12 protein-coding genes are annotated in these 15,580 nt (G+C 58.3%); 2 read left to right on the top strand and 10 right to left on the bottom strand.

Annotation, left to right across the window (positions count from 1 at the left end; translation table 11 throughout):
* Positions 1-6: 6 nt before the first annotated feature.
* The 9 genes from nuoI to lrhA form a co-directional block, all read right to left on the bottom strand.
* Positions 7-549, bottom strand: a complete 543-nt coding sequence (gene nuoI, locus ACYF6X_RS03390) for an NADH-quinone oxidoreductase subunit NuoI (protein ID WP_063988986.1) — start codon at positions 547-549, stop codon at positions 7-9.
* A 14-nt stretch (positions 550-563) separates the two neighbouring features.
* Positions 564-1,541 carry an NADH-quinone oxidoreductase subunit NuoH gene (gene nuoH / locus ACYF6X_RS03385; RefSeq protein ID WP_004936022.1) on the bottom strand — a complete coding sequence of 326 codons (978 nt, stop codon included), beginning with the start codon at positions 1,539-1,541 and terminating at the stop codon, positions 564-566.
* Complete coding sequence (nuoG, locus tag ACYF6X_RS03380) at positions 1,538-4,276, bottom strand: NADH-quinone oxidoreductase subunit NuoG (RefSeq protein ID WP_130017836.1); 2,739 nt, start codon at positions 4,274-4,276, stop codon at positions 1,538-1,540. Before nuoG ends, nuoH begins: the two co-directional genes overlap by 4 nt.
* Before the next feature lie 77 nt (positions 4,277-4,353).
* Entirely contained in the window at positions 4,354-5,700 is a 1,347-nt protein-coding gene (gene nuoF / locus ACYF6X_RS03375; protein WP_015378579.1) for an NADH-quinone oxidoreductase subunit NuoF, read from the bottom strand.
* On the bottom strand, positions 5,697-6,248 hold the full coding sequence (nuoE, locus tag ACYF6X_RS03370) for an NADH-quinone oxidoreductase subunit NuoE (RefSeq protein ID WP_033635327.1): 552 nt from the start codon (positions 6,246-6,248) through the stop codon (positions 5,697-5,699). The genes nuoF and nuoE overlap by 4 nt, the downstream gene beginning before the upstream one ends.
* Before the next feature lie 2 nt (positions 6,249-6,250).
* Complete coding sequence (gene nuoC, locus ACYF6X_RS03365) at positions 6,251-8,047, bottom strand: NADH-quinone oxidoreductase subunit C/D (protein ID WP_025303662.1); 1,797 nt, start codon at positions 8,045-8,047, stop codon at positions 6,251-6,253.
* A gap of 96 nt (positions 8,048-8,143) precedes the next feature.
* Positions 8,144-8,818 carry a NuoB/complex I 20 kDa subunit family protein gene (locus ACYF6X_RS03360; protein ID WP_004936039.1) on the bottom strand — a complete coding sequence of 225 codons (675 nt, stop codon included), beginning with the start codon at positions 8,816-8,818 and terminating at the stop codon, positions 8,144-8,146.
* A 15-nt stretch (positions 8,819-8,833) separates the two neighbouring features.
* A complete protein-coding gene (nuoA, locus tag ACYF6X_RS03355) occupies positions 8,834-9,271 on the bottom strand; it encodes an NADH-quinone oxidoreductase subunit NuoA (RefSeq protein WP_025303663.1) in 438 nt (145 codons plus the stop codon).
* A gap of 708 nt (positions 9,272-9,979) precedes the next feature.
* Complete coding sequence (lrhA, locus tag ACYF6X_RS03350; protein ID WP_004936045.1) at positions 9,980-10,924, bottom strand: transcriptional regulator LrhA; 945 nt, start codon at positions 10,922-10,924, stop codon at positions 9,980-9,982.
* Positions 10,925-11,779: 855 nt separating this feature from the next.
* Between lrhA and ACYF6X_RS03345 the strand changes: the two genes are divergently transcribed.
* Both ACYF6X_RS03345 and yfbR read left to right on the top strand, forming a co-directional pair.
* Complete coding sequence (locus tag ACYF6X_RS03345) at positions 11,780-12,994, top strand: pyridoxal phosphate-dependent aminotransferase (RefSeq protein WP_004936047.1); 1,215 nt, start codon at positions 11,780-11,782, stop codon at positions 12,992-12,994.
* A 107-nt stretch (positions 12,995-13,101) separates the two neighbouring features.
* On the top strand, positions 13,102-13,701 hold the full coding sequence (yfbR, locus tag ACYF6X_RS03340) for a 5'-deoxynucleotidase (protein ID WP_025303666.1): 600 nt from the start codon (positions 13,102-13,104) through the stop codon (positions 13,699-13,701).
* Positions 13,702-13,728: 27 nt separating this feature from the next.
* Here the strand turns inward: yfbR and ACYF6X_RS03335 are convergent, their stop codons facing one another.
* Complete coding sequence (locus ACYF6X_RS03335) at positions 13,729-15,561, bottom strand: SLC13 family permease (RefSeq protein WP_130017835.1); 1,833 nt, start codon at positions 15,559-15,561, stop codon at positions 13,729-13,731.
* Positions 15,562-15,580: the final 19 nt, after the last annotated feature.

Below are 15,580 nucleotides of genomic sequence, written 5' to 3'. Positions count from 1 at the left end.
GGCTCCTTAGGGCAACAGACCTTTGACGTCGATCGGTTTGGCTTCGTTTTCGGCTTCGCCTTTGGCTTTGCCGTCAATCGCCATACCGGCCATCCGGTAGAAGTTATATTCCGGATATTTACCCGGCCCCGAGATCAACAGATCTTCTTTTTCGTACACCAGATCCTGACGCTTGTACTCACCCAGTTCGAAATCCGGCGTCAGCTGGATAGCGGTAGTCGGGCAAGCCTCTTCGCACAGGCCACAGAAAATGCAGCGCGAGAAGTTGATGCGGAAGAACTCCGGATACCAACGGCCGTCTTTCTGCTCCGCTTTTTGCAGCGAGATACAGCCGACAGGGCAGGCAACCGCACACAGGTTACAGGCGACGCAGCGCTCTTCGCCGTCCGGATCGCGCGTCAGCACGATGCGGCCGCGGTAGCGCGGCGGCAGGTAAACCGGTTCTTCCGGATACATCTGGGTTTCGCGCTTGGCGAAGGCATGCAGGCCAATCATCCAAATGCTGCGCACCTGGGTGCCGAAACCAACCACTAACTCTTTCAATGTCATGGTTTATTCACCCCTTATTGAGCGTTGTACAAAATGACCGCGGCGGTTGCCAGCAGGTTCAGCAGCGTCAGCGGCAGGCACACTTTCCAGCCGAAGGACATCACCTGGTCATAACGCGGACGCGGCAGCGCGGCACGGATCAGGATGAACATCATCATGAAGAAGGCCGTTTTCAACGCGAACCAGATGAATGGCGGCAGGAACGGACCCTGCCAGCCGCCGAAGAACAACGTCACAATCAGGGCGGACACGGTGACGATACCGATGTATTCCCCCACGAAGAACAGACCGAACTTCATGCCGGAATATTCAATGTGGTAACCGTCGGCCAGTTCCTGCTCGGCTTCCGGCTGGTCAAACGGGTGACGGTGACACACCGCCACGCCGGCGATCGCGAAGGTCACGAAGCCAAAGAACTGCGGGATGACGTTCCAGACGTGCGCCTGGGATTCAACGATGGCCTGCATGTTGAACGAATCCGCCTGCATCACCACGCCCATCAGCGACAGGCCGATGAACACTTCGTAGCTCAGGGTTTGCGCGGAGGCGCGCATCGCGCCCAACAGCGAGTATTTGTTGTTGCTCGACCATCCGGCGAACAGCACGGCGTACACCGCCAGGCCGGCCATCATCAGGAAGAACAGAATACCGATGTTGAGATCGGACACCGCCCAGGTCGGGCTGACCGGAACGATGGCAAATGCCAGCAACAGGGAAGTAAAGGCGATCATCGGCGCCAGGGTGAAGATCACCCGGTCGGAGAATCTCGGTACCCAGTCTTCCTTGAAGAACATTTTGATCATGTCGGCGACCAGCTGCAACGAGCCGCCCCAGCCTACGCGGTTCGGTCCGTAGCGGTTCTGGAACAGGCCGAGCAGGCGGCGTTCGCCGAAGCTCATGAATGCCCCGCACGCCACGACCACCAACAGGATCACGACCGCTTTAAGAATGGCGATCAGAATGTCGATCACCTCAGGGGTAAACCAGCTCATCGTGCCGCCTCCCGCAGATTGTCTACCTTAGCACCCACCAAGATCGGCGGGATCCCTGGCAAGCCGAGCGGCAAACCAACCTGGCCTTGGGTCAGGGTTTCACTCAGACGCACCGGCAGACGCAGGGTCTGGCCCGCACAGCTGAACTCCACCAGGCTGCCCGCGTTGACGCCAAGCGTCGCCGCGTCGGCCGGGTTGACCATCACGTAGGCTTCCGGCATGCGCTGCTGGATCACGTGAGAGCGCTGCGACATTTCGTCGCTGCCGAACAGGTGGTAGTAAGGCGCGACACGCCAGCCGTCGACCGGATTGAACGCAGCAGGCACGCGGTCGAAGTAACCGAGGCTGCCCTCCCCCGCTTCGATCAGGCGCACGCCCGGATCGCCGTGGCGCAGTTTGCCACCCACTTCGGCCTGGAACTTGTTCCATGCCTGCGGTGAGTTCCAGCCTGGCGCCCAGGCGAACGGGATCTGTTGACGATCGGCCAGCGGGCTGTTGTTCCCTTCCATCGAGAAGGCGAACATGGTGTCTTTATCCTGCGGCTGACGCGGCTCATGCACGCTGATGTTGGCGCGCATGGCGGTACGGCCGCTGGAGCGGTGCGGCGAACGCGCCAGCTTCTGACCGCGAATGCGGAAAGTCGCGTCTGGCGCGGCGTCGACGATGCCCTGCAGCTGCGGCAACGCAGCGACGCAAGCGGCGATCACGTCATCAAGCTGGGTCCAATCCACGTGGCGGCTGGTGTAGGTGGAGTGCAGCGAGTGCATCCAGCGCCAGCTTTCCAGCATCACGGTGAACTGATTCTTCTTGGCGTCGTCGTAGTAAGCCGGATCGTATACCTGGAAGAAGCGCTGCGCGCGGCCTTCCTGGTTGATCAGCGTACCGTCGCTCTCGGCGAAGCTGGCCGAGGAGAGGATCAGGTTGGCTTTGTCCATGATCGCGGTGCGCTGGTGGTCGGCGACGATCAGGTTGTTGACCTTGGCCAACGCCGCGTCCACCTGCGCCGCCGGCGCATGGCGATAGAGATCGTTTTCCATCACGATGGCGGTGTCGGCTGCGCCGCTCGCCAGCTGTTCCAGCGCCTGATCGAGCGAACCGCCGCCGATCATCGCCAGGCCCATGCTGTTGGCTGCGCCCGCCACGAAGGTGATGCCGACATCGGAACCGCGGCCCTTCAACGCTTTGGCGATGTTGGCCGCCGCTTCGATGATGGCTTCGCTGCCGGCGTTGCTGCCGGTCACGATCAGCGGTTTGCGTGCGCCGGTCAGCGCCTGCACGATGATATCGACTTTCTTGTTCAGGCCGTCAGCCAGATCGTTCACCGCCGGCGCCGCGCTGTCCAGCGCGTGAGCGATGGCGAAGCCGAAGCGCGCCTGCTCGTCCACCGGCGCGCGGTAGTTCCAGGCGGCGATGTCGTCCAGACGGGTGTTGTCGACGTTGGTGGTGAACAGCGGGTACTTGGCGTGCTGACCGATGTTCTGCACCGCCGCGATCTGCCAGTCGGCCACGCGTTGCGCCGCCGCCATCGCGCGGGCTTTCCCCTTGACGGCCTGGCGCACGGACAGCGCGATGCGCGCGCCGGTTTGCGTCAGGTCTTCGCCCAGCACCAGCACCGCGTCGTAATCTTCGATCTCACGCAGCGCCGGCGTATGGACGCCGCCGTTTTTCAGCACGTTCAGCATCAGCGCCAGGCGTGATTGCTCCGCCTGAGCGATACCGGTGTAGTAGTTCTCGGCGCCGACCAGTTCGCGCAGCGCGAAGTTGCTTTCCAGGCTGGCGCGCGGGGAGCCGATGCCGATGGTTTTCTTCGCCTGACGCAGGATGTCCGCCGCGCCCTGCATCGCCTGCTCGGCGTTCAGGGTGATCCAGTCATCACCGCGCAGCTGCTGCGGTTGACGCGGACGATCTTTCTGGTTGACGTAGCCGTAACCGAAACGGCCGCGGTCGCACAGGAAGTAGTGGTTCACGCTGCCGTTGTAACGGTTTTCGATACGGCGCAATTCGCCATAGCGCTCGCCCGGGCTGGTATTACAGCCGATGCTGCACTGCTGGCAAATGCTCGGCGCAAACTGCATGTCCCATTTACGGTTGTAGCGTTCGGAGTGCGTTTTGTCGGTGAATACGCCGGTCGGGCACACTTCCACCAGGTTGCCGGAGAACTCGCTTTCCAGCGTGCCGCTTTCCGGACGACCGAAGTAGACGTTGTCGTGCGCGCCGTACACGCCGAAGTCGGTGCCGTCCGCATAGTCTTTGTAGTAACGCACGCAGCGGTAGCAGGCGATGCAGCGGTTCATCTCGTGCGAGATAAACGGCCCCAGCTCCTGGTTATTGTGGGTGCGCTTGGTGAAGCGGTAGCGGCGGAAGCTGTGGCCGGTCATTACCGTCATATCCTGCAGGTGACAGTTACCGCCTTCTTCACAGACCGGGCAATCGTGCGGGTGGTTGGTCATCAACCACTCGACCACGCTTTCACGGAACTGCTTCGCTTCGCCGTCATCGATGGAGATGAAGGTACCATCGGATGCCGGGGTCATACAGGACATCACCAAACGGCCGCGCGTATCTTCCGCGTTTTGGTATTGCTTTACCGCACATTGGCGGCAAGCGCCGACGCTTCCCAGCGCCGGATGCCAGCAAAAGTAAGGAATATCAAGGCCGAGGGAGAGACAAGCCTGCAGCAGGTTGTCCGCCCCGTCTACCTCATACTCTTTGCCGTCTACATGAATCGTAGCCATAGTCAGCATGCTTCCAAGTGGCCTGCCTTGCGGCAGGCGTTAATCAAAAATTCTGGCCGTGTTCGGGCAAGTTCGGCTTACCAGCGCTGCTTCAGCAGATTGTTCGGCTGAATGCCGCCAATCGCATGGGCGTTGCCGAAGTGTTGCACGGCGATACCCGCCTCGAACTCTTCACGGAAATATTTAATCGCGCTTTGCAGTGGCTCTACGGCACCTGGCGCGTGGGCGCAGAAGGTTTTGCCCGGGCCGAGGGAACGGCACAGCTGTTCGAGGGTTTCGATATCCCCCGGCTGCCCTTCGCCGTTTTCCAACGCACGCAGGATCTTCACGCTCCACGGCAGGCCGTCGCGGCATGGCGTACACCAGCCGCAGGACTCGCGGGCGAAGAACTCTTCCAGGTTACGCACCAGCGGCACCATGCCGATCTCGTGGTCTACCGCCATCGCCAGCGCGGTGCCGAGACGGCTGCCGGCTTTGCCGATCGCGCCGTATTCCATCGGCAGATCGAGATGATCGGCGGTCAGGAAGTCGGTCCCCGCGCCGCCCGGCTGCCAGGCTTTGAAGCGCAGACCGTCACGCATGCCGCCGGCGTAGTCTTCCAGGATCTCGCGCGCGGTAGTGCCGAACGGCAGCTCCCAGACGCCCGGATTTTTCACCCGGCCGGAGAAGCCCATCAGCTTGGTGCCTTTGTCTTCACTGCCGGAGATGCCGGTGTACCACTCCACGCCGTTCGCCAAAATGGCCGGCACGTTGCACAACGTTTCGACGTTGTTGACGCAGGTCGGCTTGCCCCACACGCCGGCGCTGGCCGGGAATGGCGGCTTGGAACGCGGATTGGCGCGGCGGCCTTCCAGCGAGTTGATCAGCGCGGTTTCTTCGCCGCAGATATAACGGCCGGCGCCGGTGTGTACGATCAGCTCGAAATCGAACCCGGTGCCGAGAATGTTCTTGCCCAAATAGCCGGCTTCGGTGGCTTCCGCGATGGCGCGACGCAGATGCGCCGCCGCTTCGATGTACTCACCGCGCAGGAAGATGTACCCACGGTAGGCTTTCAGCGCGAACGCGGAGATCAGCATGCCTTCCACCAGCAGGTGCGGCAGCTGCTCCATCAGCAGGCGGTCTTTGTAGGTGCCCGGCTCCATCTCATCGGCGTTACACAGCAGGTAACGGATGTTCATGGATTCGTCCTTCGGCATCAGGCTCCACTTCAAACCGGTGGAGAAGCCCGCGCCGCCGCGGCCCTTCAGCCCGGAGTCTTTCACCAGGCCGACGATCTCATCCGGTGCCAGGCCTTTGAGGGCCTTTTCCGCGCCGGCATAGCCGTTTTTGCTGCGGTACTCGTCCAGCCACAGCGGCTGCTTGTCATCGCGCAGACGCCAGGTCAGCGGATGCGTTTCGGGAGTGCGTACAATGTGCTTGGTCATTGATACTGCTCCAGTAGCGTCTCGATATCTTCGGGCTTCAGCTGACTGTGAGTGTCGTCATCAATCATCATGGTCGGCCCTTTATCGCAGTTGCCCAGACAGCAGGTCGGCAACAGCGTGAAGCGGCCATCAAAGGTGGTTTGACCCGGCTTGATGTTCAGCTTCTTCTCGATAGCGGCCTGAATGCCCTGGTAACCGGTGATGTGACAAACAACGCTGTCACAATAACGGATCACGTGACGTCCTACTGGCTGACGGAAAATCTGGCTGTAGAACGTGGCCACGCCTTCTACATCGCTGGCGGGGATGCCCAGCACTTCCGCGATGGCGTAAATCGCACCGTCCGGAACCCAGCCGCGCTGCTTCTGCACAATTTTCAGTGCTTCGATGGAAGCGGCGCGCGGATCCTCGTAATGGTGTTTTTCGTGCTCGATCGCATCACGTTCTTCCGCGCTCAGTACAAATGCATCAACGCCGCTCTGAGGAGCGGCTGCATTGATGGGCTCGAGCGCATCATTGACTGCGTGATTGTCTTTTTGAGAGTGCATAGTTAGCGGTCCACATCTGACATTACAAAATCGATACTACCCAGATAGACGATCAGGTCGGAAACCAGGCTGCCTCGGATGACCGATGGGATCTGCTGCAGGTGCGCAAAGCTCGGCGTACGGACCCGGGTGCGGTAGCTCATGGTGCTGCCGTCGCTGGTCAGGTAGTAGCTGTTGATCCCTTTGGTGGCTTCAATCATCTGGAATGATTCGTTGGCTGGCATCACCGGGCCCCAGGAAACCTGCAGGAAGTGGGTGATCAGCGTTTCAATGTGCTGCAGCGTGCGCTCTTTCGGCGGCGGCGTGGTCAGCGGGTGATCGGCCTTGAACGGGCCTTCCGGCATGTTGTTCAGGCACTGTTCGAGGATGCGCAGGCTCTGACGCAGCTCTTCCACCTTCAGCATCACGCGGGTGTAGCAGTCGCTGTTGCCGTCGCCCACCGGCACTTCGAAGTCGAAGTTCTCGTAGCCGGAGTACGGACGCCATTTGCGCACGTCGAACTCCACGCCGGTGGCGCGCAGGCCTGCGCCGGTCACGCCCCACTCCAGCGCTTCTTTGGCGTTGTAAGACGCTACGCCGATGGAACGGCCTTTCAGGATGCTGTTCTTCAGCGCCGCTTTCACGTAGGAATCCAAACGCTTCGGCATCCAGTCGAGGAATTCACGCAGCAGGCGATCCCAGCCGCGCGGCAGATCGTGCGCGACGCCGCCGATGCGGAACCAGGCCGGGTGCATACGGAAACCGGTGATCGCCTCCACCAGATCGTAGATTTTCTGACGGTCGGTAAAGGCGAAGAACACCGGGGTCATCGCGCCGACGTCCTGAATGAAGGTGGAGATGTACAGCAGGTGGCTGTTGATGCGGAACAGTTCGGACAGCATCACACGGATGGTGTCGACGCGCTCCGGCACCTTGATGCCGGCCAGCTTTTCAACCGCCAGCACGTAAGGCATTTCGTTCACGCAGCCGCCGAGGTACTCGATGCGGTCGGTGTACGGAATGTAGCTGTGCCAGGATTGACGCTCGCCCATCTTCTCGGCGCCGCGGTGGTGATAGCCGATGTCCGGCACGCAGTCGACGATCTCTTCGCCGTCCAACTGCAGAATGATGCGGAACGCACCGTGCGCGGACGGGTGGTTCGGGCCGAGGTTGAGGAACATGAAGTCTTCGTTCTCGGTGCCGCGCTTCATGCCCCAGTCTTCCGGCTTGAAGGTCAGCGCTTCCATCTCCAGATCTTCTTTCTGCTTGGTCAGCACGAAAGGATCGAATTCGGTGGCGCGCGCCGGGTAGTCCTTACGCAGCGGGTGCCCTTCCCAGGTCTGCGGCATCATGATGCGCGACAGGTGCGGGTGGCCGTCGAAGGTGATGCCGAACATTTCCCAGGTTTCGCGCTCGTACCAGTTGGCGTTCGGGAACACCTTGGTCGCCGTCGGCACGTGCAGGTCTTTTTCAGACAGCGCCACCTTCAGCATGATGTCGCGGTTGCGTTCGATGGAAATCAGATGGTAGAAAACGGAGAAATCCGCAGCGGGCAGGCCGTCGCGGTGGGTGCGAAGACGTTCGTCCACGCCATGCAGATCGAACAGCATGACATACGGCTTCGGCTGTTTTCTCAGGAACGTCATTACTTCCAGCAACTGGTCAGGTTTAACCCATACCACGGGCATGCCGGTACGGGTGGCCTGAACAGTAAAGGCTTCCGGCCCAAAACGGTTGCGCAGTTCGCCGATCACCGGGTCGTCAAGGTGATCTCGGGTCTGCCAGGCAGGCAAGGCGTCGTGCGTCGTCAAATCTGTCATAATTTTTTTTCACCACACTAAAGGGTTATTCGCCGCAAGTTTCACTTTTCGCTGTGTTAACCAATAGCGCACTAAGATGGACGTTAAATGAACGTCTTAAATCTCGTCAGGCGTCCGGAGGTTGGTCACCGCGATGCGCTCGCCGTGTTTACGCTCTCTTTCAGACTGCATATTGGCGCGGTAAACGCCCTGATCGCCGACAACCCACGACAGCGGGCGACGTTCTTTGCCGATGGATTCCTGCAGCAGCATCAGCGCTTGCATGTAGGCTTCTGGACGCGGCGGGCAGCCGGGAATGTACACATCGACCGGCAGGAACTTGTCCACGCCCTGCACCACGGAATAGATGTCGTACATGCCGCCGGAGTTGGCGCAGGCGCCCATCGAGATTACCCACTTAGGTTCCAGCATCTGCTCGTACAAGCGTTGAATGACCGGGGCCATTTTGGTGAAGCAGGTACCGGCCACCACCATCAGGTCAGCCTGACGCGGGGAGGCGCGCAGTACTTCCGCACCGAAACGCGCCACGTCGTGAACGGCGGTAAACGACGTCACCATCTCCACGTAACAGCACGAAAGGCCGAAGTTATACGGCCAAATAGAGTTTTTACGCCCCCAGTTCACCATGTCATGCAGCGCATGTTCGAGTTTACCCATGTAAACCGTGCGGTGGACCTGTTGTTCCAGGGGATCGGCGACGATCTCCTGTTTTTGCAGGGGATAACGGTCGTTCTCACCGTTCGGGTCTATGCGGGTGAGCGTATAGTCCATCTTAATGCCTCGCTGTTACTGCGGATGACTGTTGGTGTTAGTGATCGTGCTCGGTTTGCTGCGGCGTTGTGAACGCGCCGGAGTCCAATCCAACGCGCCAATGCGCACCAGATAAACCAGACCGGCCAATAGCACCAAAATGAAAATGGCGGCTTCGATAAAGCCTACCCAACCGCTCTCGCGAACCGAGACCGACCAGGCATACAGGTATAAGGCTTCAACGTCGAAAATAACGAAGAACATGGCCACCAGGTAGAACTTGGCGGACAAGCGCATGCGCGCCGTGCCGACCGAGTCGATGCCTGATTCAAACGGGGTGTGTTTGGCGCGCGCCCGGGCTCTCCCGCCCAAGAAGAACGCACCCAGCAGCATTAAGCCGCAAAGCCCGATAGCCACGACGAGAAATACGGCGAGCGCCCAGTGATGAGCGATAACTTCAGTGGTTGTTGACATACTCTATGCTTACTCATCAAAAGTGGCGTCGATCGCACTGCTCTTGTCACCGGCAGTTAGTGCGCCACATCGATTTAAGGGAAGGATAAATAACCACACAAACAAACTGCTTTTACAGCGAGTTAGGCAGCGTTTTTCTGTGGGCTTTTTACTCCTTTCTATAACCTTTTGTCAACTTTGACAAAAGTATCTACACACTAGTTTACATACGTATCATTTGATTAACATTTGATGCGCCAGGGACAGGCTAAATCGTGTCAGTTAATTTTTGTGTAGAAACAGATAGATATAAACCAACATGCACATTTCAGTTTTACTATACCATTGTCTCAGGAATTCCCTGTTCTTCCACTCACTACCTAGGGGTATTTTTTTGATCCAGGACACGTTTTCAGCATAAATCCTCAAAAAAAGTGTGGCCCTTTAACAATTTTCCTCAAATTAAGCCGCAAAAACGGCCGCTATAAGCTAACAAAATAACCCTGCTATTACCATGCCTTTAACCCATTCAATCTTATTGCTCAAAAAACAAACTCCGCATCTTAAACCCGGCCAAACTCTCTTTTCAGTAACGCTTAAAAGTTATTAAAACAGCCAACTCATAACAAAATTGCACTTAAACCTATATAACAGTAAATATCACCAAAAAACGGCCAAAAAAAACCTCCGCCGAAGCAGAGGTTTTTCATCAGATATCACACCGCGGCGTTATTCTTCTTCGTCCACCAGGCTGGCGTCATCCTGATCGCCCTGGAGACCGGCTTCCGCGCCGTTGAAGCCATAGCCGTCATTGCCGCCCTGCATCGCGCTGAAGATAGCCATTGCCAGCTCGTTGCTGCACTGCGCGTTTTTGCACAGCGCATACTGGGTATCCGGCAGCGGCGGCAAACCTTCCACCGCGCCCAGCACCCGCAGATCGGGGCTCATCATCTCGATCGGCCTCGCGGTTACGCCCAGGCCGGCCTTACAGGCCGCCCGCACCGCGGACAGCGTGGAGGCGACGTAGGCGATACGCCACGGGATACCGGCTTCATCCAACTGTTTGATCGCCAGCGCGCGGAACGGGCTTGGCTCATCCATCACCACCAACGGGATCGGTTCGCCGGCCTGATAGTGGTAATCGGCAGCGCAGTACCACAGCGTCGGCGACGTGCGCAGCACGATATGCGGGTGCCCGGCCGGATCGGCCGTGGTCACCGCCAGATCGATCTCGCCCTCTTCCAGCAGATCGACCATCGTCGTGCTGCGCTTTACGCGCACGTCAATGGCCAGCTTGGGATAGATGGCGGTCACGCGGTTCAACAGGAAAGGCAAAATGGTATCGGCGGTGTCGTCGGAAGCGCCGATGGTCAGAACACCTTTAATATTGTTGTACATCAGCGAGGTACAGGCTTCGTCGTTAAAGCGCAGGATTTTCCTGGCATAACCGAGAAGCTGAATACCATGCTCAGTCAGGAGTTTGTTGCGCCCATGGCGGGCAAACAGTTCTTTGCCGACCAGTTGCTCTAATCGCTGCATTTGTTGACTGACGGCTGATTGAGTACGGCAAACGGCAACAGCCGCCGCTGCGAAGGTATTCAAATCAGCAACCGCAACAAAGGTTCTTAGCAGATCGAGGTCGAGATTAAGTATCGGACGATTTGCAGTTGTCATAGTGTATTCTTCACTTTTTTAAATTCTAATTTACGAACTACTACCCTGGTGTGTTTCTCAGACGCCGTTGAAAAGGACGGAGCCTGTTATGACAGTACCCCACTCATAAGTGGAGGGCAAAAAAATTACTTATGATTCGTTACCTCTATCGCTTTTTAAAATGCGATCTATCGATGATGCTTATAGAACGCGGGGGGCTGAATACCGGTGGAAAGGGAAAACCCCCACCGAACCTGAGATTTTACTCATTCATACTGCCTAATTTCCACTCCATTCGTGCTACTGAGAACCCTTATCAACCGGTGTTCAGACTGCATTACAGAGCAAAAAAGATAAATAATTAATGACACCAACTTCGTGTTAATACTCAATGAATTTAATAAATTCAATCAGTAAGATTTTTACTTTAAATAATAATCCTACAACCACATAAACAATGCTTAAGCTAAAATATAAAGTAAAGCTAATGTAAATATGCCATTTTCTTAGTGTGGTGCGCTTACTGACACCCCGCTATCAGACAACTCCGGTATTATCGTTCCTTTACAGTTTATTGAAGCCCATTCTCACTTTCGGCTTATCAGTTCACTGCTGCCGACCGCGATCGCCGGCACGTCCCGTTTATCGACGCGTGATTTTACAGAACAAAACCCTAGTAAAATTATAGTTCATGAAATTATGAACCACAAAATAACTTTACCTTTGCTTATCATAACTAAAATCCCCCGTTACGACATGCATTTGCACCAAAGGCGTGCAAAACCCTTCAAAAGCAACTACGCCAGGAGTACATTGGGCGGGTTGCGGCGTCCCACGGTAGGAGCGCCCCTATCCCAGCAAAAGGCTCAACTTTTTATGTCCCCCATTGAGAAATCCAGCAAACTGGACAACGTCTGCTATGACATTCGCGGCCCGGTGCTTAAAGAAGCTAAACGTCTTGAAGAAGAAGGCAACAAAGTCCTGAAACTGAACATCGGCAACCCTGCCCCGTTCGGTTTCGACGCCCCGGACGAAATCCTGGTCGACGTGATCCGCAATCTGCCCACGGCGCAAGGCTACTCCGACTCCAAGGGCCTCTTCTCGGCGCGTAAAGCGATCATGCAGCACTATCAGGCGCGCAACATGCGTGACGTGACCGTTGAGGATATCTACATTGGCAATGGCGTCTCTGAGCTGATCGTCCAATCCATGCAAGCGCTGCTCAACAGCGGCGACGAAATGCTGGTGCCGGCGCCGGACTACCCGCTGTGGACCGCCGCGGTATCGCTGTCCGGCGGCAAGGCCGTGCACTACCTGTGTGATGAGCAGGCCGGCTGGTTCCCGGATCTGGACGACATCATCAGCAAGATCACCCCGCGCACCCGCGGCATTGTGATCATCAACCCGAACAACCCGACCGGCGCGGTTTACAGCAAAGCGCTGCTGGAACAGATCGTCGAGATCGCCCGTCAACACAATCTGATCATCTTCGCCGACGAGATCTACGACAAGATCCTGTATGACGAAGCCGAGCATCATTCGATCGCCGCGCTGGCGCCGGATCTGCTGACCGTGACCTTCAACGGCCTGTCGAAAACCTACCGCGTGGCGGGCTTCCGCCAGGGCTGGATGGTACTGAACGGGCCGAAGAAGCACGCCAAAGGCTATATCGAAGGGCTGGAGATGCTGGCTTCGATGCGCCTGTGCGCCAACGTGCCGATGCAACACGCCATTCAGACCGCGCTGGGCGGTTATCAGAGCATCAGCGAATTCATTCAGCCCGGCGGCCGCCTGTACGAACAGCGCAACCGCACCTGGGAACTGCTCAACGACATTCCGGGCGTCTCTTGCGTGAAGCCGCAGGGCGCGCTGTACATGTTCCCGCGCATCGACGCCAAGCGCTTCAACATCCACGACGACCAGAAACTGGTGCTGGATCTGCTACTGCAGGAAAAAGTGCTGCTGGTGCAGGGCACCGCGTTCAACTGGCCTTACCCGGATCACGTGCGCATCGTCACCCTGCCGCGCGTAGACGAACTGGAAATGGCGGTCGGCAAGCTGGGCCGCTTCCTGGAAGGTTACCACCAGTAATCGCCTGGGGCGCAGCGCCTTGCTGCGCCCTTCTCTCATTGCCCGGTTGCAAAATTCGCCGTCACTGCTTCACAATGGTGCCCTCACTTGCCGTTAAAGAGAGCACCATGAGCCAGAGCCATTTCTTCGCCCATCTGTCCCGCCTGAAACTGATCAACCGCTGGCCGCTGATGCGCAACGTGCGTACCGAAAACGTCTCCGAACACAGTCTGCAGGTGGCTTTCGTCGCCCATGCGTTGGCGGTGATCAAGAACCGCAAATTCAACGGCAACCTCAACGCCGACCGCGTTGCGCTACTGGCGATGTATCACGACGCCAGCGAAGTGATCACCGGCGACATGCCGACGCCGATCAAGTACTACAATCCGCAGATCGCCCATGAATACAAGAAGATCGAAAAGATCGCCCAGCAAAAGCTGCTGGACATGATCCCCGCTGAGCTGCGCAACGATTTCCGCACCATTCTCGATGAGCACTACTACAGCGAAGATGAAAAGCAGGTGGTAAAGCAGGCAGACGCGCTGTGCGCCTACCTGAAATGCCTGGAAGAACTCTCTGCCGGCAACAACGAATTCACCCTGGCCAAGGCGCGGCTGGATAAAACCCTGGAACAGCGCCGCAGCCCGGAAATGGACTACTTCATGGACGTATTCATTCCCAGCTTCAGCCTGTCATTGGACGAAATCAGCCTCGACAGTTCGCTGTAACCCCGCCGGCGCAGCCCCGCTGCGCCGTTAAAAACCGTAAAGCCACGGCACCACAATCACGCTGACCGCCATCACCAGCAGGGTAAACGGCACGCCGAGACGTACGAAATCGCCGAATTTGTAATTGCCCGGCCCCAGCACCAGCGTGTTGACCGGTGAAGAGACCGGCGTCATAAAGGCGGCGGACGCGGCGATGGCGATAATCATCGCGAACGGGTATGGCGAGACGCCCATTTCGCGCGCGGCGGCAATGGCAATCGGCGCCATCAGCACCGCCGTCGCGGTGTTGGAAATAAACAGGCCGATGGCGGCGCACAAGACGAACAGACACAGCAGCATCACGCGCGGCCCCGCGCCGCCGGCGACGTCCATCAGCCCGCTGACGATCAGATCCACCCCGCCGGTCTTTTGCAGCGCCTGCGCGAACGGCATCATCCCGACGATCAAAATAATGCTCGGCCAATGGATCGATTTATAGGCGCTCTCCATGTCGATACAGCGGAACTTGCCCATCAGCAGGCAGGCGATCAGCGCCGCGATCGGGTTGGGGATTTCGTCGGTCAACATCATCGCCACCATCAACGCCAGGCAAAACAGCGCGTGCGGCGCCTGCGTGATGGCCGGCGCCACTTCGTCCACCTCGGCCGGCAGATTGAGCACGATAAAGTCGTGGGTTTTGGCCTGCAGCTGACGGATCGCCTTCCAGTCGCCGATCACCAGCAAAATGTCGCCCAGCTCCAGCGGCTCGTCCACCAGCTTGCCGCCCAGCGTCTCGCCGTGGCGGCGGATGCCCACCACGTTCAGATCGTAGCGGCTGCGGAACGCCGCTTCGCGCAGGCTTTTGCCCAGCAGCGCCGAGTCCGGGATCAGCGACACTTCGGCCATGCCGACGTTGCGCGACTGTTCCGAGAAGTAATCGCCGCGCAGCACCATCGGCTCCAGCCGCTGCTCGCCGCAGAATTCGCGCAGATCGACCTGACTGTCCGACATGTCGATCAAGAGGACGTCGCCCTCGCGCAGCTCGGTGCTGCCGGAGGCGCTGACCATCACCCGCCGGAAGCGTTTCCAGCGCTCGATGCCCACCACGTTGGCGCCATAGCGCGCACGCAGATGCAGTTCATCCAGCGAACGCCCGATCAGCGGCGAAGCGTTGCGGACAGCCAGCCGCCGCGCGCGGCCAGTCAGCTTGTAGTCGCGGATCAAATCGCGGAAGGTGCGGCGCTGCCAGTCGTCACCGGCTTTGCCCGTTTCACCGCTGCCCAGCCAACGCCGGGCGATCAGCATGTAGCCGACACCCAGCGCCAGCACCACCAGGCCAATGGGCGTCACGCTGAAGAAACCGAAACCATGGATGCCTTCACGCACCAGTTCGCTGTTGACCACCATGTTGGGCGGCGTGGCCACCAGCGTCATCATGCCGCTGATCAGCCCGGCAAAGCTGAGCGGCATCATCAGCCGCCCCGGCGCGATCTTCATTCTGGCCGTCACGCTGAGCACCACCGGGATAAAGATCGCCACCACGCCGGTCGAGCTCATGAACGCGCCCAGCCCGGCGACTGTCACCATCAGCAGCATCAACATTTTGGTTTCGCTGCTGCCGGCCACTTTCACCAGCCAGTCACCCACCTGGTAAGCCACGCCGGTGCGTACCAGCCCTTCACCGATCACGAACAGCGCCGCAATCAAAATCACGTTGGGATCGCTGAAACCGACCGTCGCCTCCTGCAGGCTGAGCGTGCCGCTCAGCACGAAGGCGATGATCACCAACAGCGCCACCACGTCCATGCGCAGCTTATTGGTGGTAAACAGCACGATGGCAATCAGCAGTAAACTCAGCACCCACAGTAATTCGCTGTTCAAAACGGCCTCATCCGACAAA

The sequence above is a fragment of the Serratia sp. ID 25-353 genome, assembly GCF_054792795.1.
The sequence above is the reverse complement of the archived record's forward strand: the minus strand, read 5'-3'. Positions and strand labels throughout refer to the sequence as shown.

Bases quoted from the DNA above. Each gene is read 5' to 3' on its own strand.
- yfbR (WP_025303666.1), top strand. From the start codon at position 13,102: ATGAGCCAGAGCCATTTCTTCGCCCATCTGTCCCGCCTGAAACTGATC.
- ACYF6X_RS03345 (WP_004936047.1), top strand. From the start codon at position 11,780: ATGTCCCCCATTGAGAAATCCAGCAAACTGGACAACGTCTGCTATGAC.
- nuoF (WP_015378579.1), bottom strand. From the start codon at position 5,700: ATGACCAAGCACATTGTACGCACTCCCGAAACGCATCCGCTGACCTGG.
- ACYF6X_RS03360 (WP_004936039.1), bottom strand. From the start codon at position 8,818: ATGGACTATACGCTCACCCGCATAGACCCGAACGGTGAGAACGACCGT.
- nuoH (WP_004936022.1), bottom strand. From the start codon at position 1,541: ATGAGCTGGTTTACCCCTGAGGTGATCGACATTCTGATCGCCATTCTT.
- nuoE (WP_033635327.1), bottom strand. From the start codon at position 6,248: ATGCACTCTCAAAAAGACAATCACGCAGTCAATGATGCGCTCGAGCCC.
- nuoC (WP_025303662.1), bottom strand. From the start codon at position 8,047: ATGACAGATTTGACGACGCACGACGCCTTGCCTGCCTGGCAGACCCGA.
- lrhA (WP_004936045.1), bottom strand. From the start codon at position 10,924: ATGACAACTGCAAATCGTCCGATACTTAATCTCGACCTCGATCTGCTA.
- nuoG (WP_130017836.1), bottom strand. From the start codon at position 4,276: ATGGCTACGATTCATGTAGACGGCAAAGAGTATGAGGTAGACGGGGCG.
- nuoI (WP_063988986.1), bottom strand. From the start codon at position 549: ATGACATTGAAAGAGTTAGTGGTTGGTTTCGGCACCCAGGTGCGCAGC.
- nuoA (WP_025303663.1), bottom strand. From the start codon at position 9,271: ATGTCAACAACCACTGAAGTTATCGCTCATCACTGGGCGCTCGCCGTA.